Here is a 25,414-nt window from a genome sequence, read left to right on the forward strand (position 1 = left end):
TACCAGTAGAACTGTCCTTCCCTTTCGTTGTATCTAATGTGATAGGGACCTCCATTCAAATATATCTCGTAAAAAGATAAGATCAGCGATTCAATTACAAAGCACAGCGTTTGGATTATAAAGCGTGAAAATAATAAAGTGGAACAAGGTATCTTGATAGAATTTTTGGGATATATGTAGGAGATACTATAATCTTAGCAGTCTTGTTTGTACCGATTCGGCAAAAGATCAACTGTTTAACTGTTTGGAAGAACACAGCAACAGTGATCTCTTATCGAAATAGCAACTACCGATATCCAACAAGCTTCTGCTTTATAGTCCTTCCCGCTGTGGCAAAATCCTGGCGTCATACCGGATCGCAGGGGAGTTACAGAAAACACTGATCGACGCTATCAAGCGTAGTCTCTTGGCTATGAAAAATACACCGGCGATTAAGACCAATATTAATACGCAAATCTGGCAAGATCTGCTGTTACAAGAAAAAGAAGCCTTAGCTACGAAATAAGCTAAGGCTTTTTATTTATGCTTCGGCTTCCAGATCTTGGTCGAGATCGGCTATATATTGTTAATCACTTGGATGGTTAAAACGTCCTGTAAGATTGTAGCTCAGGTTGTAAATTAAAACAGGCGCTTCTTTTATCAGAAAGCGCCTGTGCTATATATTATTTATGGCTAAAAAACTATTTCAGTTTTTCGATTTCCTCAATAGACAACCCAAGTATATCAGAAATCAGCTTCGCATCAAATCCGTTCTGCAACATTTTGATTGCGGACTCCCTTTTTTCGACTAATTTCTCAGCCTCAGCTTTGGCACGCTCTTCACGCAATAGCTTTGCCGTTTTGGCACGTTCTTCCAAACGCCCCTGTTCTCTTTCCTGTTTTTTTACTACTTCTATAACGCCCATATCGATTGTACCTCCTGACAATTCTATAATCTGTTCATCAAATATACGATTTATTTCTGCATCATTAATATACAAAAAATTTTTGAGAAAAATAAGAAAATTCTTGATACGGTCATGATCGTAGTCATGACGCAACAATGTCTTGGCGATGGTTAACCTATCTTCACCTAATTCCTCATCCGGTATCTTTCCCTCCAGTAATGCTTTTTGGCATGCCACCACAAGGAAGGCAAAAATATTGTCCATAGCCAACAATTCTTCCTCACTATGATCAAAGATGTGGTACGTCCGATACTGGAAACGGATCGACGTATCCAATACCTCGAGGTTGTACTCGCAGGGTTTGGGTTGGTCTCTATTACCTGTATAGACGGCAATAGTCGCTACAGATATATCGTACCTGTCCCAAATGCGATAGTTATACTGATAGATGCGTTTTGCAAATTCTGCATCGCGCCCACCCTCGATCTCCATATTGAGCAGGATATATTTTTCTGTACCGTCTTTTAGACAGACCTTTGCCAGGAGATCGGCTACACGCTTGCCTTTCTTCCGATCCCTGTCGGGTACTATCGCCAGCAGTTCCTTATCCATGAACTGTATGCTCTTGGAGAAATCAAATATATGATCGGCATTGGGATAGAGAAATCTTAAAAAATCAGCAAAGTTCTCTTCAAAAGCTCCTTTGAGCAATTCATCGTTTTGCTTAGATGGTTTTGATAGTTTCTTATTGGTCATAATAAATATGGGAGCATGTTATAATTGTTATCGGCTCAAATATAATATTTTACGCTCAAAAAAGCGAGCATTTTCATATGCGAAGCAAGTTCAGAGTGTCACATCGCAGATTTCTCCGTAAGGTTGCCGAAATTTACTAGATTAGTATTTGAGTTAACGGAGTTTGTAAATATAGATTTAGGTTAAAATAAAAAAGTATCTCACACCGAAGTCGCAAACAGATATTACAATGCTCAACAAAAAGACATTCAATAATGAATATTAAGAGGATAATATTTACTACATTGTGTTGTACCCTATCCGGACTCCTATTTCTCTATATGCTCAAGTGGGATTGGTCATTTTTCATTATCCCAACATTGATGGCGTTAAGTGTATCTCTCACGAACTATGATCTGATATCTATACGCAAAAAGTGGTTCGGGATTCTTCTACATTTATCGCTCTCTATCATACTATTCTTCGTTACGATCTTTGTGACCTTTACGTTATCAGCAAAAATTGGTGGTTATATTATTTTCTACATCGGCTGCGCGTTTGGTGCAATCCTATTTGCGCTGCTTACCAATATTATTTTGCCTCTCCAGCATTTCTGGTCGAGTCTATTGATCATTACGGGGGTATCATTAATATGTTTTCCTATAGCCACCTATATCCATGAGGCATCATGGAATATCGCACCCATTTTGAAAGGAAGAGAGAATATAGCTATCGTATGGATGATATTAGTGGGTTTGGGAATCTCTACAGGTATACATGACAAAAGGCCGTATATAGGGTGGTCGACAACTTGTCCTTTGCTCTTAGATGTTCAATAAAAATCCCTGTATCAGCTACCATTGAGGAGGTGTAAGTTTGTCAAATACTCGCTTGTTTTCTTCAAAAACCTCAAGATCTCTATCTGACCATACCGAAATATTGGCCAACTTTGCCCTAACATCCGATATACTTTCCTTCTTACTAGCAGATTGAAACACAACCCCAAGCTCTTTGAGAAGCTGCTTCACCAAAGCACTTTTTGTTTCTGGAATATTAATAGTCAACTTTTCCATATTACTAATTTGCGAATATTTTGTGATAATTCTCTTGTTCTGAATACTATGATATGATTTTTCATTAATAATGACAAAAGCTTTTCTATAACATCATCACCTCTTAGATTTCTTCGCATATCGCGGTCCAGTTCGGGATTCATCTCTATCTGTAGTGCTTCTAAATCGACAGATCTTACCTCACTTATATGGATATAATCCTAGCTGGATAAGTGCTCGAGACCCGCAGAAAAAGGCTGAACGGAAGAAAAGTGGGGGTTTGGGCGGTAGGAAGTAAATTAAAATAGGCGTTTCTTAATACAACTTTCTTTTGGATATCAACAAAACGTCGCTATTGTATTTTCAAGACTTTTCAGTCGTTTTTTCCAAATATTGAACAAAACAACAAGCTGAAGCAGAAAAAATGTGATAATAATAATTAAGGAGAGATATTTATTAGAATCTATGTTGGTTCCATATGTTAAAAATATCAGAAGCCCCATTAAATAGATTTGTCTTGAAATTATAGAAACTATTGCGTAAGCTTTAACTTTGAATAGGAAATTTTTTAACGATTCATAGATATTGCTACCATATACAAGGTTCTTTGACAAACGATAGCCCATTAAGTTATGGACAAAAGGCAATAGAATTGAAAAAATAAGCAACAGATTGATCCACAATGGTTTTTCGGCACCATCAAGCATAGAATAATAGAAGGCTATAAAAATGAACCATCCTGCTATTTCAATAGCAAACTGTTTTCTTAAAGCTTTCAAGACGGGATGCTTATTCTCCGAGAGCATATTTTGAAATTTGATAGCTGAAATAGCGGGAGTTTTTACAGCGTCCCAAGTTGATTTTAATTCGTTGAACTCCATTTTGTTAAAATATTATTTTTTGAATTTTTGCCTTTATCCTATTTAACTTAACGCCTACATAGGTTTCGCTAATACCAATTATGTCAGCAATTTGTTGGTAGCTCAAATCTTCAAGATAGAGAGTTACTATGGCCTTATCGCTGTCGTTAAGTTGTTTTAACGCCGCAAATAGGCGCTCTTGCCTTAAAACCATATCTTCGTTGGGTGTTTCTTCTGGAAAATCCGGCAAATGAGGAAGATATTCCACTGCATGTCTTTTTTTACGAAATGTAGCTATAGCAGTATTCAAGGCAATGCGATATACCCATGTGCTTATTTTTGAGTCGCTCTTAAAGGTTTGACGGGATTTCCAAAGTTGAAAAGTAATCTCCTGAAAAAGATCTTCACGATCCTCTTTTATATCACGATAAAGTTGACATATTTTGTAAATTATTCCCTGATGGTCTTTAATAAGGTGTAAAAATTGTGATTCATCCATATTCATTCTTTATTAAAGATAAGAACTTGACCTCTACCTTCTGCTACAAGACCAGTTATTTGACCATCAGTATTTTTCAAAATTCAGCTTCCCTTCTTTTACACCATTAAAACCAATTCTTTTCTGTTGAATTGTTAAGTACGCTTTTAACAATTTGATATTATTATCATCAACGATTTGAGCCATGCAATACTGTGAGACGCTTAAAAAGCCAACAAAAAGAAGTTTTATATATCCGTTCATATTTTCTTTTTTTGTACTATAGGTAGTCGAAATCTCCAAAAACTTACAGATCAACCCGATTTTTTATTTTATCCTAACTTGGATTAACTCAATAGGCACAGAATATCGGAGCTTAAAAATTTATAGGCTGTTTAACAGCTATTTACACAAAAATTTACAATCACGACCTAACTGAATGTAAGTTTTCATTTAATCACACAACTAATGACATAAACTAAAAAATGAAACAACTATTGTTTATTATTTCCCTTTCATTAATTGCCTGCAATAATGCATCATCTCCAGAAGGAAGATCTAAAATACGAGATCAGAAAATGCAAGAAGAAATCGACTACTTAAAAGATCAGAACCGAGCTATACTTGATAGCATTTCAGTTATTAATGAAAAATTAATACGACTAAAGTAACGGGTTTTCTTACTATTAGAGAATGGAGTGTAGGCAACAAATGTCTTATTGGACAAAGAATTTGTTGGAACCAAGGAATGAACTTTACGCTCCCGATCGTAAAGCACCGCATCGTAATAATACTGATTACTCACTTCTCTATCCACTGCAAAATCAAGGAACCTGGGAATGTTTTAGAACATGAATTTGAATCGAAACAGCAACTAACCTCAATCGGCTAGTCGCTGTTATCCCATAATGATCCTTTTATAATTTGTTAAGTGGGTATTTGTACACTAGTTGTATCCAGGGTTCGGTTGTAAATTATTATTGCCCGAGATTGCCTGTGTGGGTACCGGAAAACGGTTAAGATGGGCAGATTGGCTGGGTTGATGATCCCACCAAGATTCTGTAACAAAGGCGTTCCAACGGATTAAATCAGTTCTACGCCGCCCCTCGCCCAAAAACTCTATGCTCCACTCGTCTAAAAGTCTGTATTTATCTAAATTAGTCGATGTGACCGGATTAGGGTCGACCTGATCAGCAAAATTTCTTTTCCTAACTTGATTAACTAAAGAAGCTGCTTCCGCAAGATTTCCTTCTCTGAAATGACACTCAGCGAGTATATAATAAATTTCGGCTAGTCGTATCACAGGGTTATACGCCCCCCACCTCTTATCGTTATTGCCGATATTTGGTATCGGAACTTTCACCAATCTGACACCCGTATTTTCCTCCCCTTCTGACATTTTTGAGGGTAACTGCTCAATTGAATTATATTTTTTATCAGGCCCCACTTCTGAAAAACGCCCTACTTGGTCGACAAAAGTGAGGGGTTTATCCTTATATTCTTCGCCTCCATTAATAGGTCTGCCGTCTGGAGTTTTGTGAGGCCCGATGATAAACATACCTTCGTAATCGTCGCCTCCATTATATACGTAGGGTTGTTTTCTCACGTCACCCGCTGTAAATTTTTCGTATGGTTTACCTAATTTAAAGGAGGTATAAACGTTTCCGTTTGGTTGCCGCGATGGCGTTAAATGTGCTCCATTATTTCCGCCCATATCTTGATCAAAATATTGGCGTGTATTATAGTGATAGAAATCAGCATAAAACCAGTCATACTGCAAATATTTGAATTTGGAGGGTATAGCCCAAAGAAGTTCCGGTGATTTGTTGTTGTTGAAACCATGCGGCCCATTCCAATCGCCGTCTAAAGAATACGTTCCGTATTTATTATCGATGATATCAGTGGCTATAGCTTTCGCCTCGGTATACATGGGCTTGGAGATATAAGACTCGGCATTGAAGTAAAGTTGTGCCAACATAGCGGCAGCAGCAACTTTATACAGTGAGCCTTCCGTTTCCTGGTCTTGCGCTTTCTCTGGAAGGGCCTCAATTGCATTTTGCAAAAGTGTCTCTATGTGCTTGAAAAGTTCTTCATCGGTATTTCGTGGTAATGACTCTCCCTCTAACGAGGTAAAGATGGGCATTCCGCCGAAGTAGTCTAATCCTCTCATATAAAAGAAGGCGATTAGCGCGTCTAGTTGTGCCAAATGTGCTACTTGATCTTCAGCCGTCATGGTAAGCTTCTCGTAATCTAACTGAGCTAAATCGGACTTCACGTCTAAGCAAAGTGCTACACCCATTAACGTTCCTCGCCATGTTCCCCATATCCAATTGTCGTCGGGTGTCCAGCGATGGTAATGGTAGCGTTCATTTTCACCCCCATTATACCAGTGCCTCCCTTTTGTGGTGATAGCAAAATTATCCGCAGTATATTCCTGCAATCGCCATCGATCTTCACCCACATACCAACGGGCGTGAGTAAATGGCCTATACAAAGCCGCATATACGTCACTTTTATTTTTGAAAAAGGTTGATGGAGTAACTTCACTATAAAATTCCTGATCCAATTTTAAACAGCTTTGCATTAGGAGCAAGCTGAAACAAGCTGTGATTGTTATTATTATTCTCATAAAAATCTTATCGTTAAAATAATTGCTTCATTTTAGAAATTAGCCTGAATACCAAACATGAATGTTCTGGTTTTTGGATAAACATTTAATTCTTCAAACCCAGGCTCAAGTCCGTTAATGTTTACTTCAGGATCTAGACCCGAATAATTTGTAAATGTAAAGAGATCTCGACCTACCGCGTATAGCCGTACAGACTTCAATGGTTTAATCATACTCGTGGGAAAGGTATACCCAAAGTTAAGCGCGTCAACTTTTAGAAATGTCCCTCTTTCTATCCAATAATCACTTAATTCTTTCTCTCCTTTGATATCCTTATGCTCCTGATAGGCATCTCGCAGTACATTCTGTTCACGAACTGTGGGTAAACTATAGTACATATTGATCATGTTAAAAACGTCATGACCTACCCAGCTTCTCATATATACCGAGGCATCGAAATTCTTATATGTAAATTGATTGTTCCAAGAAAGCTGTAATAAAGGAATCGCGTTTCCTATAAATCTTTTATCGTTTAAAGATTTGGTTGCACTATTCTTCATTTCTATAACCTCGTTGTTTTGATCATATAATTTCCAATACCCATCATCGGTGAAACCGGCGAATTGCCAAACATAAAATCTACCGATAGGCTCGCCAGGATATAAGCGTACAGCTGTTCCCGGTGAACCTGGCGCAGGGAATCCCTTTCTATCTTCAAAGGTTTGGCTCCCCCACAGACTGACAAGTTTACTTTTGTTTTGCGACGCAACAATTGATGTCGTGAATGTAAAGTCGTCCTTACGTATGGCATCATAAGTAAGCTCGAATTCAAAGCCTGTATTTTGTAAGCTTCCGACATTCATAGTTGTTTTATCGTGGATCGCTGGAGGCTGCGACACGGATATATCATAAATTAGGTCATCTATAACTCTTTTGTAAAGGTCGAAGCGGCCACTTAATCTATTATTTAAAACAGAAAAATCTAAACCGATATTATATTCCTTTTTCACTTCCCATTTGATATCCTGATTTTGATTGTGTCTTACGCCAAACGTACGGAACCATTTGCCATCCTTAAGATACCAGGTATCTGCGCTATACATGCGTCTTGCGACATTTGCATCGAACCCTTCGTTTCCTGTTTCTCCATAACCACCTCTTAATTTAAGGTCATTGATAAATGTCACATCCTGTAAAAACCGCTCTTGCGATACGCGCCAGGCCGCAGAGATCCCAGGAAAAAAGCCCCATCTATTGGATGGATCGAACTTAGAAGAGCCTTCGTAACGGGCTGTAGCCGTGACGATATAGCGATCTAAATACGAATAATTAACACGGCCAAAAAAAGCGGCAAGCTTCACCCAAGGGTTTCGATTGGAGCCCATCCCCGCTCGCCCATCAGGAAGGTAGTATCCAGAGCCTAAATCGTTCTCCCCAATACCATCAACAGGAAAATCAGAGTTGGAAGCATTGAATTCTCTACCATTGAAATCTTGGTAGCTGTATCCACCGACCGCGTTGATAGAATGATCAGCCCATTTTTTCTCGTAATTAAAACTCAAATCAAATACACGATCCAACCAACGCTTGTAATCCTGGTATGCGAAGCCGTCAATACTATTTTCACGACTTAGGCGATGTTGTGCAGATTGGTAAAAAGAACCATGTTCCGAGTTACTTTTAATTCCGACTGTTGCCGTTCCATAAAATGATGGTGTAAAATTAACTTTTAAGGTACTATTAGCCAATAAATAGCGATACTGCCGATCGTGATTTCGGAGCATAACCTCCGCTAAGGGATTCCATTGGTTATACCCGCCCTCAATGACATTAAACCCGCTAATATCATCTGGGTTATATGCAGATATTGTGGGGTTTAGCGTCAGCGCTAGATTAAAAATATCACTTTCGTGTGGTTGGTTATTAAAAGTATGATTAAAACCAGCATTCACTTCATTGTAACTTACATTGTTGCTCAGCTCAACGATATCGTTAAAAAACTTAAAGTTGCTATTAATCCGACCAGCAATTTCTTTACGTTTAGATTTGATGGCCATGCCGGTTGCATCTCGATACATAAATGTAGCGTAAACGTTAGCATTTTCTGAGCCACCGCTAATATTGGCAACTTGTCTGTTGCTAAATGGGTTGTTGTTTAATAGTAAATCGTACCAATCTGTTTGATAACCATAGTCCGTTCCTTGGTTATATTCAACATATTCGCTTGCGCTTAATACTCGAGGACGTCTTCGAACGGACTCCATAAAATATTCGGATGTAAATGAAACCTGCGCTTCTCCTGCGCGCCCTCTCTTGGTTGTTACCAAAATTACGCCTCCGGACGCTCTTGTGCCGTAGATTGCCGCAGCGGACGCATCACGCAGCACGTTGATGGACTCAATATCTTCCTTGGCTACTGAATTGATATCCCCTCCTGGAACACCATCAATAACAACTAATGGTCCCTGCGAAGATTTGACGGAATTCACACCTCGTAATTGCAACGAAACGCCTGCGTTGGGATCCGAACCATTTGTTGATGTTATACTTAAGCCCGGCACCTTACCTTGTATAGCGATTAAAGGAGAAACAGCACCGGCTACAAAATCTTTTTGATTTAGTGACGATACCGCGGATGTTAAATCTCGTTTAGCCATAGTCCCATACCCCACAACAACTACCTCACTTAGCTCCTTTGCATCGTCTTGAAGGGTAACGTCCAATGAGCCTTGACCCGTGTAAGTCCTTTCCGTTGTCGTATATCCAATAGCATTGATAACAATGACATCATTTTTCTCGATGTTCGGTAGCTGAAATTCCCCGTTCGGACCGGTCGCGGTGCTCATTGTTTTTCCCCTTATCGACACGGTGGCGCCAGCTATTGGCTCACCATTATTGTCGGTGACTTTCCCAACAAGCTGTTGTTGGATTACCAGACGAATCACCGGAAAGTGTGTTCGGTTATGCACGGAAAGCGTCGCGTGTACCGATCCTATGGGTAGAAGAATAAGTACAATAAGACCGATACTCAACGACTGAAGAGTTTGTTTAATCATTCTAATTACAATTTTTCGTGAATGTTTATATAGTTTATAAGTCAGATCCGATATATTTAACAAAGAACCGATGTAAATGTTTAATATAATGATACTTTTTCTCCAACAGTTGAGTATTCCTTGACCGAACATATCTTTTACTCCATAATAGTATAAAATATCTCAGAAAATGAGGTTTATATTAGTAAATTCCTCTATAAAAATTTAAAACAAGCAAAAAAAATCGCTAAAAATCCAATTTTTTATAAATTTCATACCAATAAATATAAAAATAAAACAAAATAATACTTCAAATATTTTGTTTTTAACAATACTTAAGTATATTTGACCACACAAAACAACCACTTAAGTATATTTATTATATAAAAACTATGGAATTATCGAAAACAACAACTAAAAAACTTAAAAAATTATCAATATTTATCATCTTAAACCTATTGTACACCTATTCAGTAGCAAATAATATAGAAAAAATAAGAGAAGAATTTTTTTTTGACATAAAAAACTCAAAAATTGAATTAAAATCTGACTCATCAAATAAAAAAAATGCAACACTAGATATTTCAGACCTTGAAAACCTACGTAAGTATACGTTACTGGATAAAAAACACAATGAACATCAACCCGCAGGTGATACGATATTTAAGCCATCGATTCAAGTTGGCGCATTACTGCATATGTTTGCTTACGCGCAGCAAGACGGTTATTCGGCACCGCAAACTGCAACGGAACCAACGGCATGGGGCAAGGGGTTTTCTCTATATCGTGCAAGGGTATTAGTGGGGGGCCAATTATCAAAGAAAGGTAGTTTTTTTATAGAGACAGACCTCCCTTCGATTATTGGTTCGAGAAATGCCGACGGTACAAAAAATGTAAAAGTATCTCAGATTATTCTAGATGCGCAGTATCAGCATGAATTCACCAATGCGTTTCAACTTGTTGTGGGAAAACAGCTCGTCTCTAATAATCGAAATGGCCTACAAAGTGCAGCGTCTTTGCTAACTAATGATTTTTCTTACTTCCAATACCCCTATAATATGTTTGAAGACAGCCCTTTGCAGGGTAACTTCGGCCGGGATTTAGGTGTTAATGCGCGCGGATTTCTATTCAAGGATAAATTCGAATATCGACTCGGCGTATTCACCGGTCGCATTGTAGACGATAAAGATCCTTTACGGTACGTTGGACGAGTCGCCTATAACTTTCTTGACAAGGATAAAGACTACTATTATGCCGGTACTAACCTTGGTCAGCGGAAATTACTTACGTGGGGCCTTGGATATGACACGCAAAGCAGTTACCATAACTATAGCAGCGACCTCTTTTTAGATTATCCTGTTTCCAGTGACGGCTCCCTTACATTCAGTGCAGCTTTCCAATATATGTCTGGAGGTACATCAACAGAAAAGTATTCTTTTGCAACATTGATTCCTAAACAAACGGTACAATTTCTGGAATTGGGATACTACTTCAAGAACGCCCGCCTACAACCTTGGGTCAAATATGAAAATAACCAAGTGAAAGCAGAATCTATACAAGCTGGCGCCATGGACATCGACCGATTTGACAAATTGAACTCCGGATCGGTGTTTGGCGGAGGGTTAAATTATTTTTTCAACGATTTCGGAACCAACCTTCGTCTCTCTTACACAACGCGAAGTTATAATGTAGAGAATACCGCTACAGCAAAATTCGACAAACAGACATATGGGCAGTGCTGGTTGCAACTACAGTTTTTCATTTTCTAAATAAACTTTGATACATCTTAAAATATAAACGACATGAATGTTAGATTAAAATCGCTATTTAAGCCCGCCTACCTGCTAATGGGAACAGGTATAATGCTCCTATCAGCCTGTAATTCCGGAAGTAACAACAATTCCGCTACTGATCCAAGCAATGAAAATACGGTAAAGGTTGGTATTTTGCATTCGCTAAGTGGTACGATGGCCATATCGGAGGTATCGCTTAGGGACGCCGTTGAAATGGCAATCGACGAGATCAATAATGATGGCGGTGTATTGGGAAAACAGATTGAACCGGTAGTGGTCGATCCGGCATCAGACTGGGATCTATTTGCAGAAAAATCGAAAGAACTGCTGATCGACAAAAAGGTATCGGCCGTCTTCGGATGCTGGACTTCCGTTTCCAGAAAATCGGTGCTTCCCGTATTTGAACAGCAGAACGGCTTGCTTTTCTACCCTGTACAATACGAGGGTGAAGAGAGTTCTAAAAATGTGGTCTATTCAGGTGCCGTACCCAATCAGCAATTAATTCCGGCGGCGCAATATCTGATGAGCCCCGAAGGTGGCAGCTATAAACGTTTCTATTTGCTTGGAACTGACTATGTTTTTCCTCGTATAGCAAATAAAATACTAAAATCGTACTTGTTGACAAACGGTGTTCCACCAGAAAATATCATCGAAGAATATACGCCATTTCACCATCAGGATTACCAGACTATCGTGTCTAAAATTAAAAAATTTGCACTGGGCGGCAAAGCCTGTGTATTATCTACCATAAATGGTGACTCCAATATTCCTTTTTATAAAGAATTTGCCAATCAAGGGCTGACGGCAGCGACATGCCCTATAATGGCATTTTCGGTAGCGGAAGATGAACTACGCTCTATGGACACGGAATTTTTAGTAGGCCACTTGGCGGCTTGGAACTATTTCCAGTCGATGGATACACAGGAAAACAAAAAGTTCGTAGCAAATTTCAAGAAATTTTGCGAAGCAAATAAACTACCTGGAGGCAGTAGCCGTGTTGTAGATGATCCAATCACATGGGCTTATACCAATGTTTATCTATGGGCAAAGGCAGTAGAAAAAGCGGAGTCATTTGAAGTGGACAAAGTACGCGAAGCGCTTTTGGGTTTATCTTTTGATTCTCCGGCAGGAAGTGTAACCATGGATAACAAGCTAAACCATCTCGCCAAACCGGCGCTTATTGGCGAGATTAAACCTGATGGGCAGTTTGATATTATATGGGAGTCCGACGGATTAATAGAACCACAACCTTTCTTCGATTTTAACGGATCAAAATAAGATTTCATCATGATCAACAATGTACAAGCACTAAAAATTTTTATCTGGGGATTATGCTGTTGTTTATTCTACGTTGCTGCATACGGCGGCTCATACTCACAGGATTCGGTCGCGGTCCTCATGCAGCAAGTAGCAAATCCTTCCGATGAGGCCGATAGATCCGGGGCAATCCAAAAATTGCTGCAGAACGAAAGTCCAGCTATTTTACCTTTTTTGGCTGCTGTACAAAACACGGCTCTCTATGAATGGAAAGGCGAACTCGTATCCGCTCATAAAAATCCGGATACACCGGAAGGTTATATGCTGCTAAAAAAGTTGTATCCGACATACGCAACGTTATTAGATGACGAACAGCAGCCTTTATCGGTTTCGCAGGAAGAATTAGAGAGCGTGCGTATAGCACGTCCTGACCGCCTGCTGATATCAGGGTTGGGGGTTCGAACAAACTTGTTCAATCCTAATGCGCAGTTACGGGCTGCAGCTTACACAGAGGCGTCGCAATCTGATGATATAGCGCCAGAGCTTTTATCCTGGGCACTAGCGCATGAGGACAATCCAAAGGTATTATTGGCCGGCCGGGAAGCATATTGCTATTTTCAGATGACACAGGCAACAACGACCAGCGAAATAAAGTTATGGGGCGATTCTCTATACAACACCGGTGGCAGCAACGCATTTCAGCTCTTACAAAATTTTGCGAAACGAGACGGAGTGGCTGAAGAGGCATCAGCCTACCTCCTATCCCAAGCAGAAAAACTAGCAGCAAAATCTGCATGGATGCAGCGCATACAAAACGTTTTCAGCGGGCTCAGTCTGGCAAGTATCCTTATACTGATATCACTAGGGCTGGGTGTTGTCTACGGCTTGGCTGGCATCATCAACATGGCGCATGGTGAATTTTTGATGATCGGTGCTTATGCTACCTTTAGTGTACAGCTCCTTTTTTCGAATGTATTTGGGATACAATCATCCGACTGGTTCTTTTTGGCAGCCCTTCCCCTATCATTCATTGTAGCTGGATCAGCGGGCCTTTTATTAGAAAGATTGGTCGTTAGACGACTTTATGCAAAACCTCTCGATAGTTTATTGGCCACATGGGGCGTGAGTTTAATCCTTATCCAGATGGCAAGATGGATATTCGGTGATATGACCGCCGTCAAATTACCGGCAATACTTTCTGGCGGAATCCACGTTAGCCCACAACTTGTACTTCCGTATAACAGGTTGTTTATCATCGCGCTGACGTTAATCATCGTAGCTTTGGTATACTGGGTTTTAATGCATACGCGGCTCGGCCTGCAGATTCGCGCGGTAACACAGAACCGCAGTATGAGCGCCTGTTTGGGTATAGATACCAAACGTGTTAATGCGATCACTTTCTTCATAGGATCGGGATTGGCTGGTTTAGCTGGTTGTGCGATGACTTTGATTGGCAACGTGGTTCCCGATATGGGGCAATCTTACATCGTCGATTCTTTCCTGATGGTTGTGATCGGTGGTGTGGGAAAAATTGTAGGTATCATCGTATCAGGATTGGGAATTGGTATATCGTCCAAGATCCTCGAGGCCTTTTTTGAGGCTGTGTATGGTAAGGTTACTATCTTATTTATCATCATGATCTTTATGCAGTTCAGACCCAAGGGGTTATTTCCTGACAAGGGCCGATCAGCCGAAGAATAGAATCAACATATAGTCATCATAAATTCAATGCAACATGCTACTAAAATCGGATAAAATCATTCCTGTTATATTTTTACTGTTCTTTGCCATACTCCTTCCTCTAGGGTATAGTACCGGGCTGGTATCCATTAACAGTATATCATTATGGGGTCGTTATTTTTGCTTCGCTATAGCCGCATTGGGCATCGATCTCATCTGGGGGTACACCGGCATTATGTCCATGTGCCAAGCTATCTTTTTTTGCTTGGGAGGTTATGGTATAGGTATGTATCTTACGCTCCAGACAGATTCAGCAGCTACGTTTCTGCCTGACTTTATGTCGTGGAACAACTTAACTGAACTCCCTTTCTTCTGGACGCCTTTCCAGCATTTTCTCCCTACTTTACTATTGGGGCTTCTTATTCCCGCGGCGGCGGCATTTATCATCGGATATTTTATCTTTAGGAGCCGCATCAAAGGTGTATACATGGCGATCATTACACAGGCCCTCGCTCTTTCTGTTTACCTACTATTTTTACGTAATGAAACGAATATGGGTGGCACCAATGGTCTTACTAATTTTAAGACATTGCTGGGTTTTGATCTAAGCGAGCCTTCTGTGAAATTAGGTTTATATATGGTGTCGCTCGCGACACTCGCCGGTGTATACCAAATCTGCCGACATATTGTCGGGTCAAAGTTCGGGAAAGTATTGCTCGCCATCCGAGACAGTGAATCCAGGGTGGGCTACACGGCCTATAGGGTACTCCATTATAAGCTAACCATTTTTATCATTGCAGCCGTAATAGGTGCCATAGCCGGAATGCTATATGTGCCGCAAACGGGAATTATAACACCCGGAAGAATGGATGTAAAGGCATCTGTCGAAATGCTGATGTGGGTAGCACTTGGCGGACGGGGACATCTGAAGGGTGCCATACTAGGAGCAATATCGGTCAATTGCCTATATAGCATCTGCACGTCGGTATTTCCGGAAGGCTGGCTGTTTATTTTAGGTGTATTATATGTACTGACGGTGCTGTACTTTGACAAAGGATTTTTAGGATTGTTCGAAAAGTTGGCTATCCGCGTAGGGTTTAAGCCACGAAAAACCGAAACAGCTCCCTACCCTAAATCAATAATCATAAAATGATGGATATGTTATTAACAGTAAAAGATCTTTCGGTGTCTTTTGGGGGATTACAGGCATTGAATCTCCAGAATTTCTCTTTAGCACCCCGGGAACTCCGCGTAATAATAGGCCCTAACGGTGCCGGAAAGTCTACCTTTATGGATCTGCTGTGTGGTAAAACAAAAGCTGATCGAGGTACGGTAGTTTTTGATGGACAGTCGATTTTAGGTAAAACAGAGATCGAGATTGCCGAGCTGGGCATCGGACGCAAGTTTCAGAAACCTTCGATATTTCCCAGTTTGTCGGTATACGACAATATGTTGTTAGCTACAAAAATGAAAAAGAGTGTGCTCACCTCTCTTTTCTTTAAAATGGACAGCGCGACCGACGATAAGATACATGACACGGCCAGCCGAGTTGGGCTGCACGATGTACTCAACAAATGTGCAGGAGAGCTTTCACACGGACAGAAACAATGGTTGGAAATTGCTATCGTGGTACTACAGGATCCAAAACTCATGCTGATTGACGAGCCCGCAGCAGGGATGTCTGACAGGGAAACGGAAAAAACTGGAGAACTCCTTCTCGAATTATCGAAGCGACATGGTGTTATCGTTATTGAACACGACATGCATTTCGTCAAACAGATTGCAAAACAAACCGTGACAGTACTTGTCAATGGAAAACTGCTCACAGAGGGCACATTTGAGGAGGTAAAAAACGACCAACGCGTGATCGATAGCTACCTCGGACGAGCTCATTCAGAACGAATAAAAGCCACTATATGAACGAAGCAATGATATTGTCTGTTGACAAGCTGAAAGCCGCGTACGGGCAAAGCACCATATTATGGTCTGTGGACATGCAGGCGAAAAAAGCAGCGGTTACGACGGTAATGGGGCGAAATGGTGTCGGAAAGTCTACGCTATTGAAAACCATTATGGGCCTGGTCAAAGCACAGGAAGGAAGCGTATTTCTTGAAGATATGCCCATCGTAAACAAGCCTTCTTACAACATTGCGAAAGCTGGTGTAGGTTACGTGCCACAGGGAAGAGAAATCATACCTAAATTGACGGTGCACGAGAACCTGATGCTCGGGCTGGAAGCAACATCAGACTACAAGGCAAAAATGCCCGAGGAAGAAATCTATGATCTTTTTCCTATACTCAAAGAATTTAGAAAGCGACTTGGAGGCAATCTCAGCGGCGGACAGCAGCAGCAGCTCGCCATAGCCCGAACGCTGATCAGTGCTCCTAAACTATTGCTGTTGGACGAGCCTACGGAGGGCATCCAGCCTTCCATAGCTTATGAAATCGGGGACATCATACGGAGGTTAGTATCCGAAAAAAATCTATCCGTTTTATTGGTCGAACAGAAAATAGATTTTGCTAAGCATGTTTCCGATCACTTTTATCTCATGGATAGAGGAAAGATGATAAAACACGGCGTAGCGGGTCTATTTGATTTCGGAGAATTACAGGAACATATTGCGGTATAACATATCATATTAACAGAAATTTAAAAACGGTAAAAGCATGAAATTATCCCCAAAAGAAATAGAAAAGCTCATGCTGCATAATGCAGGATTTGTAGCGCAAAAACGATACGCAAGAGGTATCAAATTAAATTATCCAGAATCTGTGGCGCTGATAGCCACACAGCTGTTAGAGTTTATCCGAGAGGGCGAATCTGTTCTGACCTTGATGGAGAAGGGTCGGGAAATTCTGGGTCACGACGACGTTATGGAGGGTGTTGCTGCGCTGCTGGACACTGTTCAGGTAGAAGGAACATTTCCTGACGGCACGAAATTGGTCACCGTACACCAACCCATCAATCGATCTGCAATCGAAAATGGCTATGCACTCTACGGATCCGGACTTACACGAACTGGCACGGAAAAGTTTATTAATAACGGCACCATAGCGTCTCCGGGTGAGTCTTTTGTAAAAGCAGGAGAAATAGAACTTAATGCTGAAAGACCTACTATAGAGATAACCGTATATAACGCTGGAAATCGCTCTGTACAGGTCGGATCTCACTATCCGTTTATTGAAACAAACAAGGTGTTAAAATTCGATCGCTTGGCGACACTGGGTTATAGATTGGATATTCCTTCTGGTACAGCTATCCGTTTTAAACCGGACGAAACCAAAACTGTACAGCTGGTCGAAATAGGTGGCGAACAAAAGGTATTCGGCGCAAATGCACTGATTAATGGTTCGATCGAGGGCAGAGAGGGAGAAATCGAAACTCTTCTCCGAGATAAGGGCTATATGGAAACAACACTATAAAAAATAATTTACAGCAACAGATTATTCAAAAAACATTATTGAAATGGCACACAAAATATCAAAAACAAAATATGCCGAACTGTTCGGGCTAACGACAGGTGATAAAATACGTTTAGGCGACACAAATCTCATTATTGCTGTGGAAAAGGATATGACCGTGTACGGCGAAGAATGTATTTTCGGTGGAGGTAAGTCCGTGCGCGACGGTATGGCTCAGGCTACCGGGTTTGATCCTGATGACGTATTAGACATGATTATTACGAATGCTTTGATCGTAGATTATACAGGTATATATAAGGCCGATATAGGTATTAAAAACAACCTGATAGTCGGTATAGGCAAGGGTGGGAATCCGCACATCATGGATGGTGTTGATCCGCATATGATTATTGGCGCAAATACAGAAATCATTTCAGGCGAAGGAAAAATTATCACTGCCGGTGGTGTAGATACGCACGTACATTTTATCTGTCCACAGCAGGCCGATGAGGCACTATCCAGTGGTATCACAACGCTTATTGGAGGTGGTACCGGCCCCACTACCGGTACATTGGCGACCACCATAACCCCTAATGCCACCTATATAAAAATGATGTTGCAGGCGACAGATACTTTTCCCTTGAATATCGGTTTCTTAGGCAAAGGTAGTTCTTCCGGACCGAAAGAATTGGAAGCACAGATAAAGGCCGGCGCCATGACACTTAAACTCCATGAGGATTGGGCCTCATCAGCTTCCGCTATCGACAATTGCCTGTCTATAGCTGATCAATACGACGTACAGGTATGTATCCATACGGATTCCCTAAATGAAAGTTGCTACGTAGAAGACTCGATCAAAGCATTCAACGATAGGGCAATACACTGCTACCATATTGAAGGAGCCGGAGGCGGACACGCACCGGACACGATTACCATGTTGGGAGAACCGAATGTATTACCGTCGTCTACATCACCTACTAATCCATATACGATCAACACGGTCGACGAACATCTCGATATGTTGATGGTATGTCATCATCTGGATAAGAGTATAGATGAGGATGTAGCATTCGCTGCGAGCCGCATCCGAAAACAGACCATTGCTGCTGAAGATGTACTGCATGATATGGGCGCAATATCCATGTTTACTTCTGATTCGCAGGCCATGGGCCGTGTTGGAGAGGTAATATGCAGGACTTGGCAAATCGCTGACAAAATGAAGATACAACGTGGTAGCCTTTCTGAAGATAGCGGTACAGATGCTGACAATTTTCGGATTAAAAGATATATTGCAAAATACACCATCAATCCAGCAATAACACACGGATGCAGCCATCTCATCGGTTCTGTTGAACCGGGAAAACTGGCAGATCTTATCGTTTGGGATCCTAGGTTTTTTGGTATTAAGCCAGAACTCACACTTAAGGGAGGGGCTGTTGTACAGGCACAGATGGGAGATCCAAATGGATCGATTGCAACAACGGAGCCGATTTTCTCTAGGCCGATGTACGGCGCATTAGGTAGTGCGGTTGGTAATACCTCTATTGCTTTTGTATCACAAGCTTCAGTAGACCACGTGGCGTCCTATGGATTGAACAAAATAATCCAGCCTGTTCGAAATACGCGAAATGTAAGAAAAAAGGATATGATCTTCAACGATGCTCTTCCAAAAATAAAGGTTGATCCAGATACGTATGAGGTAACCGCAGATGGGTTGCCTATCAGCTGTGAACCGGCAGAAAAACTTCCATTGACACAGTTATACAGCCTGTTTTAGAAAAAAAACGTTTTTCAACAGAAGCCCTATAGGCTTCTGTTGTGTTAAAAAGCAATAGGCATGACATCAATGCTGACGTGGGCTTTTACTAACGAAAAATATCGTGGAAAAATCTGTTGAAGGAAAGCTTTTTAAAAAATTCACATCGCGTTATATGATCGCGTTGTCCATCATCGCATTCTTAACCATTGCGAGCCAATGGCGTATACAGCAACACTTGAGCCGATCCCTGGATGATTCACACGTAATCAATTTCACCGCACGTCTCCGCACGCACAGCCAGACGCTAAGTAAGACTGCACTAATGCTTCAAAGTGGTTACGACTACGAAAATAGTAAGAAAGAATTTCGGAATACGCTTCGTCAGTGGGAAAAAGTACAGCAGAGCCTAGAAGATGGAAATAAATTCCTCGAACTGCCAACATACAACTTAGGTGAAATAAAGGAACTGTTTGAATTGGTCAGTCATCCCCGCGACGAAATGATGCTGGCCGCGGAACATATCCTATCCATTATAGATACATCGAGCTCCGCAAACCCTACTCTTTTACAGCCGTACGTAGAAACTATACTAAACAATGAACAATCCTATCTACTGGGAATGGATTTAATTGTATTCGAATACGATCGTTTTGCCAGGGAGAGAATCAGCCGACTGAAAGATACTGATTATATCATGTGCGCGATACTTCTCCTCACTATTACATTAGAGGTGTTGTTTATCTTTTATCCGTTATCGGTATATATCAGACGGGTTGTCATCGGATTAGTAAAATCGGAGGAACATTCATCCCAACTTTCCGAAAAGCTGCAGGAGGCACATGTGGCCATGGAGCATTCATACAATGAAATCCGCGAAATAAATTTTGCATTAGACAAAGCCACCTATCTTGTTAAAATTGATCCGGAAGGAAAAATTCTCTATGCAAATGAGAAGTATTGCCATGTTACGCGGTACACAATGTCTCAACTGCGGGACAAACTCATATTTTACAATAACACGGCAGCAAGCGAATGTATTATCTATGAACATATACGCCATCCGAAAAAGCGCTTTGAGGTGTGGCAGGACGAAATCTTTGACTACGCATCTGATGGAAGTGGATTCTGGCTGGATGTTACGTTGATACCTGTGTTCGATAAAACGGGAAACTTATACCAATACTTGGTTATTGCTAACGATATTACCAAACGAAAGAACGCCGAACGCGAAAATAGGCTACTCATTGAAGAAAAGCTCAAACGCGAAACACAGGATAAACATATACGCTCCTATGCTATTATCAACGGCCAGGAGAAAGAACGCAAGCGTGTAGCTACCGAAATACACGACGGTATTGGGCAAATGCTGACCAGCCTTCGTATGAAATTGGAACAGATAACAGATGAAAAAATTGATAAAAATGAGGATATGCTTAACGTTAATTCCATGCTTAATAAGCTGATTATCGAAACCCGCCGGATCTGTGCCGACCTACTGCCAAGTGTATTGGAGGATTTCGGGCTGCTATCTGCTATCGAAGATCTTATTAAGACGTGCAAGGATGCCGATCGTTCGATCTCATTTGTTTTGGACAGCAATATTGGAGAGACAATACTTTCACGGGAGTTGGAAGTGACAGTATATCGTATTATGCAAGAAAGCTTAAATAATATTATTAAGCACGCCAAGGCTACTGTAGCGGAAATATACGTTGATACTTCTCCAGATTATCTTAATTTGATCATCAAGGACAATGGCACAGGCTTTTATTTTGAAGAACAATTCTTATACGACCCTAATCGAACACGTAAGATGAACGGCTTAAAAGGCATGAAAGAGCGGGCCGAATTGTTAGGCGGTACATTTACACTTAATACAAAGCCCGGTAAAGGGACAATTGTTGTATTAGAAATACCATGTTAATATGAACACACCGATTAAAGTTTTTTTGGTAGACGATCACGAAATATTCAGAAATGGATTGAAACAACTTATAGACCGTGAAGAAGATATGGAAGTGATTGGCGAAGCTGGCGATGGCGAAACTGCTCTTGCGCATTTGACAACGGTAATTCCAGATGTAATTATTATGGATATCCGAATGCAAGGAATTAATGGTATCGAAACTGCACAGGCTATATTACGGCTGCGTCCTAACAGTAAAATAGTTTTCTTTAGCCTGTATGATAGTCCAGAGTACGTAGCAAAAGCTTTAGATATGAGAGCCAGCGGATTTATATTAAAAGACACCAGCAATAAAATTTTTCTGAATGCTATACGTTCCGTTTATGCTGACCGGTTTTATTTCATTGGTGAAGTAACTGATATCCTGGTAAAAAAATACCTCGACTCACAAAAGAGTACAAATGCAAACAAGACGCCTGCTAACGGAAGCATATCCCTTTCCCGAAGAGAACATGAAATATTAAAGATGATCCGTAATAATCTAAGCACAAAAGAAGTCGCTGAAATTCTGCATGTCAGTGTACGCACGGTGGAAGCCCATAGGCAAAACATTCTACGTAAATTTAATACGAACAATATGGATGATGTTTTACAAGCTTTGAATTCAGAACCAAACGAAATCTCAACGGAATAATCATGGCTTCATATTTACCTCCATTCAAAACGCTATTTGATCAAGCAGAGCAACTGGTATACCGATATCCAACAAGCTTCTGCTTTATGGCCCTTCCGGATGTGGCAAGACCTAAGATATTCCGTAAGGCAGCACAATGAAGCGCGTGGTAAACACCATCCTGCAGCTCTTCGACTACCTGCCGCAAAGCAGTATGGTAATCTGTGCAACAAATCAAAAGGATATGTTGGACGAAGCATTGCTACGTCGATTTGACTTAGCCATCTCTTTGGAGCTACCCGACCAACAACGGATACAGGAATTGATCTAGTTGGTACTAAAAGAAGGAAAGTTCACGTTTGACGGCAAAGTATATATGAAAAAGTTAATCGAGCAGGCGCAGGGTCTCTCCTACTACAGTATACAGAAAACACTGATCAACGCCATTAAGCATAGTCTTTACGTATTGAAAGATTCACCCCTAAAGCATCCAGGATAGCTTTTATTGCCTGTTCGGATTTTTCATTGTCCAGATGTATCGTTAACGTTGTCATAAACATACAGTCTTAATAAATACTAAGAGACGATTTTTCATTAATAATGACAAAAGTGGGAAAGTTAAACCTAATAATCTTATCGATCAACTTAAGTGATAGTTCAAATGAATTACTCGATATGGACGTGACAAAAAACAGGTAGCGTGGACAGCCGAAGATATACCCGCCAACCTTCGATTTGGCATCTAGTCCAAGGGCGGCAAAAGCTGGAATATGATCATCATCTAGAATACTACAGTTAAAATCTGCTTAAGGGATTTTACCCTTAGCGCTTCCATTTTCTCAAACTGGCCGGGTACTGTATGTGAATGGAGAGTTCCAAAAAAATGCTGAACAGTAGAAAAATGGAGGGAGGTGGGCGGAAGGAAGTTTATCTGATCAATAGATTTGTGGTTGTGTAGTGACAAGGATTTCTTAAATTTAGACCGGAAATTAACGCGGAATCTTTTGCTAAAGATATAATGGATTGATGGGGAGCGCAGTAATACTAAAACATGAGCAGAGAAACTAAATATTTATTTTTCGCTATCAGCAGGAACAATGGATAGTAGCGTCACGGAACTGTAGCGGTTATGGATATAAAGAGAATAACGTTCACCACATTATGTTGCGCCTTATCGGGCCTTCTATTCCTTTATCTGATCAAATGGGATTGGTCATTTTTCATTATCCCAACATTGATGGCGTTAAGTGTATCTCTAACGAACTATGATCTGATATCTATACGCAAAAAGTGGTTCGGGATTCTTCTACATTTATCGCTCTCTATCATACTATTCTTCGTTACGATCTTTGTGACCTTTACGTTATCGGCAAAAATTGATGGTTACATTATTTTCTACATCGGCTGCGCGTTTGGTGCAATCCTATTTGCGCTGCTTACCAATATTATTTTGCCTCTCCAGCATTTCTGGTCGAGTCTATTGATCATTACGGGGCTATCATTAATATGTTTTCCTATAGCCACCTATATCCATGAGACATCATGGAATATCGCACCTATTTTGAAAGGAAGAGAGAATATAGCCATCGTATGGATGACATTCGTTGGATTAGGAATTTCTATTGGAATCCATTACCGAAATTCCTAGACAGTGCGAAATCAAGATTAACCGGGAGTGATTACTCCTATGCAGTCTTTAATTCAATGTAGTCATAAACATACAGTATTAATATTAACATTTAAAGCTAATCATCTCCAGAAGAAAATACTATAAATTTTAGTAAAAAAAGACCTAATAAAAGATATTATTACTAGATTTGATGCAAGGTTTACAATGATGAAGAATAGTACGAAGATAACAAATGCAAGTATAGAGGCGGCAGGTCTACCAAAGGATGCAAAGCAGGTTATTGCGGAATATGTTTGGAATGGATTTGATGCGAAGGCTACTACTGTATCTATCGATATAAGCAGTAATGAGCTGGGGTATATTGAACGTATTGGTATTAGTGACAATGGTGAGGGCATAGCACCTGATACGCTGGACTATTCTTTTGGCAACTTTTTGGATTCGCTAAAAAAGGCACAACCTAAACGGACATCTTATACTCGGGGTAAAAAAGGCAAGGGGCGGTTTTCTTTTTCGTTATTCGCAACACGTGCTACCTGGAATACGGTAGTGGCTATTGGTGATGAGTTGATGCAGTATAAATTGGTGATCGACAAGGACGCTAAAGAAACTTACGAGAGTACAGAACTGCAACCATCGCATGTTGATCATACAGGTACTACCGTTGTACTGGAAGGTGTATTCGGCCTGAATGCTTTCGGCCTTGACGCGGATGAGTTTTTGGATTTTCTGGCGCAAGAGTTTTGCTGGTTCTTGCATCTGAACAAAGACATGGGTTACAGCATCAAAATAAATGGTAAACCTATCTCCTATCAACAGCTAATTCAGGAAGCCGACGAGATTGCTTTTACAGTTTATGGCCCGGAAGAGAACTCGTTTGCATTTAGGGTTAACTATATTCGCTGGAAATACCCTATTGGTGACCGCTACTATTATTATTTTATGGACAGCCATAAGGTGGAAGTGGCTAAGCTGCTAAGTAGCTTTAACAATAATGCGATTGATTTTCACCATTCGGTTTATGTTGAGTCGGCTTTTTTTAATGGCTTTGAGCAGTCTGATATGGCATTGTCGTCCGAGGGGAATCTCTTCAGTGAAAAGGAGCATTTGGTAGTATATCGGAAGCTATTGACGGAACTCCGTGATATGCTGGATCGTAAGCAGAAGAAGTATGTGCGCGAACAAGCCGTGAATATCAAGCTACAAGAGTTAATGCAAAAGGACTTGTTGCCTCGATATAGCTCGTCGGATATGGACATAAAGCGTAAGAATACGTTGCTACTACTGATTCAGGAACTTTATATAGCTGATCCACGTGCCTTTGTGGGCATAAAGGCGGATCTGATCAGGACGTATTTAGGGTTCTTGGACTTGCTGTTACAAACTGACCGCAAGCTGGAAATATTGCCTATTATAGAGCAAGCTATACCCTTATCGGATAGGGAACGGGAAAGAATAGGTAGGATATTAGGTTAGAATAAGCTTAGTGCTGTCTTATATTGAATTTTTAACGTCATCTTAATATCGATCCAATATAGTGTTGAGACCTTCGTAATCTTTCACCCGCCCAACTAAGTAAAAATCAATAACCAGATAAAAAATGTAACTCCAATCGGTTTTGAAAGCAAAAAGTAATCCTCAACAAAGTTTACAAATGGA

At 40.6% G+C, this 25,414-nt stretch carries 22 protein-coding genes; 16 read left to right on the forward strand and 6 right to left on the reverse strand.

Translation table 11 applies throughout. The features are described 5' to 3' along the window. Positions 1 to 680 precede the first annotated feature (680 nt). Positions 681 to 1,643: an RpnC/YadD family protein gene (locus tag H8B06_RS11915; RefSeq protein WP_190994507.1), complete on the reverse strand. Its 963-nt coding sequence runs from the start codon at positions 1,641 to 1,643 to the stop codon at positions 681 to 683. Positions 1,644 to 1,897: 254 nt separating this feature from the next. Between H8B06_RS11915 and H8B06_RS11920 the strand changes: the two genes are divergently transcribed. Continuing rightward, complete coding sequence (locus H8B06_RS11920) at positions 1,898 to 2,461, forward strand: hypothetical protein (protein WP_190994508.1); 564 nt, start codon at positions 1,898 to 1,900, stop codon at positions 2,459 to 2,461. A gap of 15 nt (positions 2,462 to 2,476) precedes the next feature. Here H8B06_RS11920 and H8B06_RS11925 read toward each other — a convergent pair whose 3' ends face one another. The 5 genes from H8B06_RS11925 to H8B06_RS11945 form a co-directional block, all read right to left on the reverse strand. Beyond that, positions 2,477 to 2,695, reverse strand: a complete 219-nt coding sequence (locus H8B06_RS11925) for a hypothetical protein (protein ID WP_190994509.1) — start codon at positions 2,693 to 2,695, stop codon at positions 2,477 to 2,479. Between the two features lie 317 nt (positions 2,696 to 3,012). After that, positions 3,013 to 3,555, reverse strand: a complete 543-nt coding sequence (locus H8B06_RS11930) for a hypothetical protein (RefSeq protein WP_190994510.1) — start codon at positions 3,553 to 3,555, stop codon at positions 3,013 to 3,015. Between the two features lie 4 nt (positions 3,556 to 3,559). After that, on the reverse strand, positions 3,560 to 4,033 hold the full coding sequence (locus tag H8B06_RS11935; RefSeq protein WP_190994511.1) for an RNA polymerase sigma factor: 474 nt from the start codon (positions 4,031 to 4,033) through the stop codon (positions 3,560 to 3,562). Between the two features lie 925 nt (positions 4,034 to 4,958). Next, entirely contained in the window at positions 4,959 to 6,596 is a 1,638-nt protein-coding gene (locus H8B06_RS11940) for a RagB/SusD family nutrient uptake outer membrane protein (RefSeq protein WP_223857645.1), read from the reverse strand. Positions 6,597 to 6,673: 77 nt separating this feature from the next. Then, positions 6,674 to 9,676, reverse strand: a complete 3,003-nt coding sequence (locus tag H8B06_RS11945) for a SusC/RagA family TonB-linked outer membrane protein (RefSeq protein ID WP_190994513.1) — start codon at positions 9,674 to 9,676, stop codon at positions 6,674 to 6,676. Between the two features lie 371 nt (positions 9,677 to 10,047). Between H8B06_RS11945 and H8B06_RS11950 the strand changes: the two genes are divergently transcribed. From H8B06_RS11950 to H8B06_RS12015, 15 genes are all read left to right on the forward strand, one after another. Next, the gene (locus tag H8B06_RS11950; protein WP_190994514.1) at positions 10,048 to 11,424 is read left to right on the forward strand and encodes a porin family protein; all 1,377 of its coding nucleotides are present in this window, start codon (positions 10,048 to 10,050) and stop codon (positions 11,422 to 11,424) included. Positions 11,425 to 11,457: 33 nt separating this feature from the next. Beyond that, complete coding sequence (gene urtA, locus H8B06_RS11955) at positions 11,458 to 12,726, forward strand: urea ABC transporter substrate-binding protein (RefSeq protein WP_223857646.1); 1,269 nt, start codon at positions 11,458 to 11,460, stop codon at positions 12,724 to 12,726. 9 nt (positions 12,727 to 12,735) lie between these two features. Beyond that, positions 12,736 to 14,406, forward strand: coding sequence for an urea ABC transporter permease subunit UrtB (gene urtB, locus H8B06_RS20675; protein ID WP_223857647.1), 1,671 nt, complete (start codon positions 12,736 to 12,738; stop codon positions 14,404 to 14,406). Between the two features lie 34 nt (positions 14,407 to 14,440). Then, complete coding sequence (urtC, locus tag H8B06_RS11965) at positions 14,441 to 15,538, forward strand: urea ABC transporter permease subunit UrtC (RefSeq protein WP_190994515.1); 1,098 nt, start codon at positions 14,441 to 14,443, stop codon at positions 15,536 to 15,538. 5 nt (positions 15,539 to 15,543) lie between these two features. Further along, entirely contained in the window at positions 15,544 to 16,305 is a 762-nt protein-coding gene (urtD, locus tag H8B06_RS11970) for an urea ABC transporter ATP-binding protein UrtD (protein ID WP_190994516.1), read from the forward strand. Next, positions 16,302 to 17,015, forward strand: a complete 714-nt coding sequence (urtE, locus tag H8B06_RS11975; RefSeq protein WP_223857648.1) for an urea ABC transporter ATP-binding subunit UrtE — start codon at positions 16,302 to 16,304, stop codon at positions 17,013 to 17,015. Before urtD ends, urtE begins: the two co-directional genes overlap by 4 nt. Positions 17,016 to 17,052: 37 nt before the next feature. Then, a complete protein-coding gene (ureA, locus tag H8B06_RS11980) occupies positions 17,053 to 17,808 on the forward strand; it encodes an urease subunit gamma (protein WP_190994517.1) in 756 nt (251 codons plus the stop codon). Positions 17,809 to 17,851: 43 nt separating this feature from the next. Beyond that, complete coding sequence (ureC, locus tag H8B06_RS11985) at positions 17,852 to 19,564, forward strand: urease subunit alpha (protein ID WP_190994518.1); 1,713 nt, start codon at positions 17,852 to 17,854, stop codon at positions 19,562 to 19,564. Between the two features lie 103 nt (positions 19,565 to 19,667). Then, on the forward strand, positions 19,668 to 21,470 hold the full coding sequence (locus H8B06_RS20915; RefSeq protein WP_190994519.1) for a sensor histidine kinase: 1,803 nt from the start codon (positions 19,668 to 19,670) through the stop codon (positions 21,468 to 21,470). Position 21,471: 1 nt separating this feature from the next. Beyond that, positions 21,472 to 22,146, forward strand: coding sequence for a response regulator transcription factor (locus H8B06_RS11995; protein WP_190994520.1), 675 nt, complete (start codon positions 21,472 to 21,474; stop codon positions 22,144 to 22,146). A gap of 2 nt (positions 22,147 to 22,148) precedes the next feature. Next, a complete protein-coding gene (locus H8B06_RS12000) occupies positions 22,149 to 22,286 on the forward strand; it encodes a hypothetical protein (RefSeq protein ID WP_190994521.1) in 138 nt (45 codons plus the stop codon). Continuing rightward, positions 22,283 to 22,456: an AAA family ATPase gene (locus H8B06_RS20685; RefSeq protein ID WP_223857649.1), complete on the forward strand. Its 174-nt coding sequence runs from the start codon at positions 22,283 to 22,285 to the stop codon at positions 22,454 to 22,456. The genes H8B06_RS12000 and H8B06_RS20685 overlap by 4 nt, the downstream gene beginning before the upstream one ends. 45 nt (positions 22,457 to 22,501) lie before the next feature. After that, positions 22,502 to 22,624: a hypothetical protein gene (locus tag H8B06_RS20825; protein ID WP_262891603.1), complete on the forward strand. Its 123-nt coding sequence runs from the start codon at positions 22,502 to 22,504 to the stop codon at positions 22,622 to 22,624. Positions 22,625 to 23,254: 630 nt separating this feature from the next. Next, positions 23,255 to 23,773 (forward strand): hypothetical protein, encoded by a 519-nt coding sequence (locus tag H8B06_RS12010; RefSeq protein WP_190994522.1) that lies wholly within the window; start codon positions 23,255 to 23,257, stop codon positions 23,771 to 23,773. A 186-nt stretch (positions 23,774 to 23,959) separates the two neighbouring features. Next, positions 23,960 to 25,231, forward strand: a complete 1,272-nt coding sequence (locus tag H8B06_RS12015) for an ATP-binding protein (protein WP_223857650.1) — start codon at positions 23,960 to 23,962, stop codon at positions 25,229 to 25,231. Positions 25,232 to 25,414 lie beyond the last annotated feature (183 nt).

Origin of the sequence: Sphingobacterium micropteri (assembly GCF_014692515.1) — a bacterium.
GTDB lineage: Bacteria > Bacteroidota > Bacteroidia > Sphingobacteriales > Sphingobacteriaceae > Sphingobacterium > Sphingobacterium micropteri.

What these genes read in the sequence shown, in the direction of transcription:
- H8B06_RS11915 (WP_190994507.1), bottom strand. Translation starts at nt 1,643, where the DNA reads ATGACCAATAAGAAACTATCAAAACCATCTAAGCAAAACGATGAATTG.
- H8B06_RS11920 (WP_190994508.1), top strand. Translation starts at nt 1,898, where the DNA reads ATGAATATTAAGAGGATAATATTTACTACATTGTGTTGTACCCTATCC.
- H8B06_RS11925 (WP_190994509.1), bottom strand. Translation starts at nt 2,695, where the DNA reads ATGGAAAAGTTGACTATTAATATTCCAGAAACAAAAAGTGCTTTGGTG.
- H8B06_RS11930 (WP_190994510.1), bottom strand. Translation starts at nt 3,555, where the DNA reads ATGGAGTTCAACGAATTAAAATCAACTTGGGACGCTGTAAAAACTCCC.
- H8B06_RS11935 (WP_190994511.1), bottom strand. Translation starts at nt 4,033, where the DNA reads ATGGATGAATCACAATTTTTACACCTTATTAAAGACCATCAGGGAATA.
- H8B06_RS11940 (WP_223857645.1), bottom strand. Translation starts at nt 6,596, where the DNA reads ATGCAAAGCTGTTTAAAATTGGATCAGGAATTTTATAGTGAAGTTACT.
- H8B06_RS11945 (WP_190994513.1), bottom strand. Translation starts at nt 9,676, where the DNA reads ATGATTAAACAAACTCTTCAGTCGTTGAGTATCGGTCTTATTGTACTT.
- H8B06_RS11950 (WP_190994514.1), top strand. Translation starts at nt 10,048, where the DNA reads ATGGAATTATCGAAAACAACAACTAAAAAACTTAAAAAATTATCAATA.
- urtA (WP_223857646.1), top strand. Translation starts at nt 11,458, where the DNA reads ATGAATGTTAGATTAAAATCGCTATTTAAGCCCGCCTACCTGCTAATG.
- urtB (WP_223857647.1), top strand. Translation starts at nt 12,736, where the DNA reads ATGATCAACAATGTACAAGCACTAAAAATTTTTATCTGGGGATTATGC.
- urtC (WP_190994515.1), top strand. Translation starts at nt 14,441, where the DNA reads ATGCTACTAAAATCGGATAAAATCATTCCTGTTATATTTTTACTGTTC.
- urtD (WP_190994516.1), top strand. Translation starts at nt 15,544, where the DNA reads ATGTTATTAACAGTAAAAGATCTTTCGGTGTCTTTTGGGGGATTACAG.
- urtE (WP_223857648.1), top strand. Translation starts at nt 16,302, where the DNA reads ATGAACGAAGCAATGATATTGTCTGTTGACAAGCTGAAAGCCGCGTAC.
- ureA (WP_190994517.1), top strand. Translation starts at nt 17,053, where the DNA reads ATGAAATTATCCCCAAAAGAAATAGAAAAGCTCATGCTGCATAATGCA.
- ureC (WP_190994518.1), top strand. Translation starts at nt 17,852, where the DNA reads ATGGCACACAAAATATCAAAAACAAAATATGCCGAACTGTTCGGGCTA.
- H8B06_RS11995 (WP_190994520.1), top strand. Translation starts at nt 21,472, where the DNA reads ATGAACACACCGATTAAAGTTTTTTTGGTAGACGATCACGAAATATTC.
- H8B06_RS12000 (WP_190994521.1), top strand. Translation starts at nt 22,149, where the DNA reads ATGGCTTCATATTTACCTCCATTCAAAACGCTATTTGATCAAGCAGAG.
- H8B06_RS20685 (WP_223857649.1), top strand. Translation starts at nt 22,283, where the DNA reads ATGAAGCGCGTGGTAAACACCATCCTGCAGCTCTTCGACTACCTGCCG.
- H8B06_RS20825 (WP_262891603.1), top strand. Translation starts at nt 22,502, where the DNA reads ATGAAAAAGTTAATCGAGCAGGCGCAGGGTCTCTCCTACTACAGTATA.
- H8B06_RS12010 (WP_190994522.1), top strand. Translation starts at nt 23,255, where the DNA reads ATGGATATAAAGAGAATAACGTTCACCACATTATGTTGCGCCTTATCG.
- H8B06_RS12015 (WP_223857650.1), top strand. Translation starts at nt 23,960, where the DNA reads ATGATGAAGAATAGTACGAAGATAACAAATGCAAGTATAGAGGCGGCA.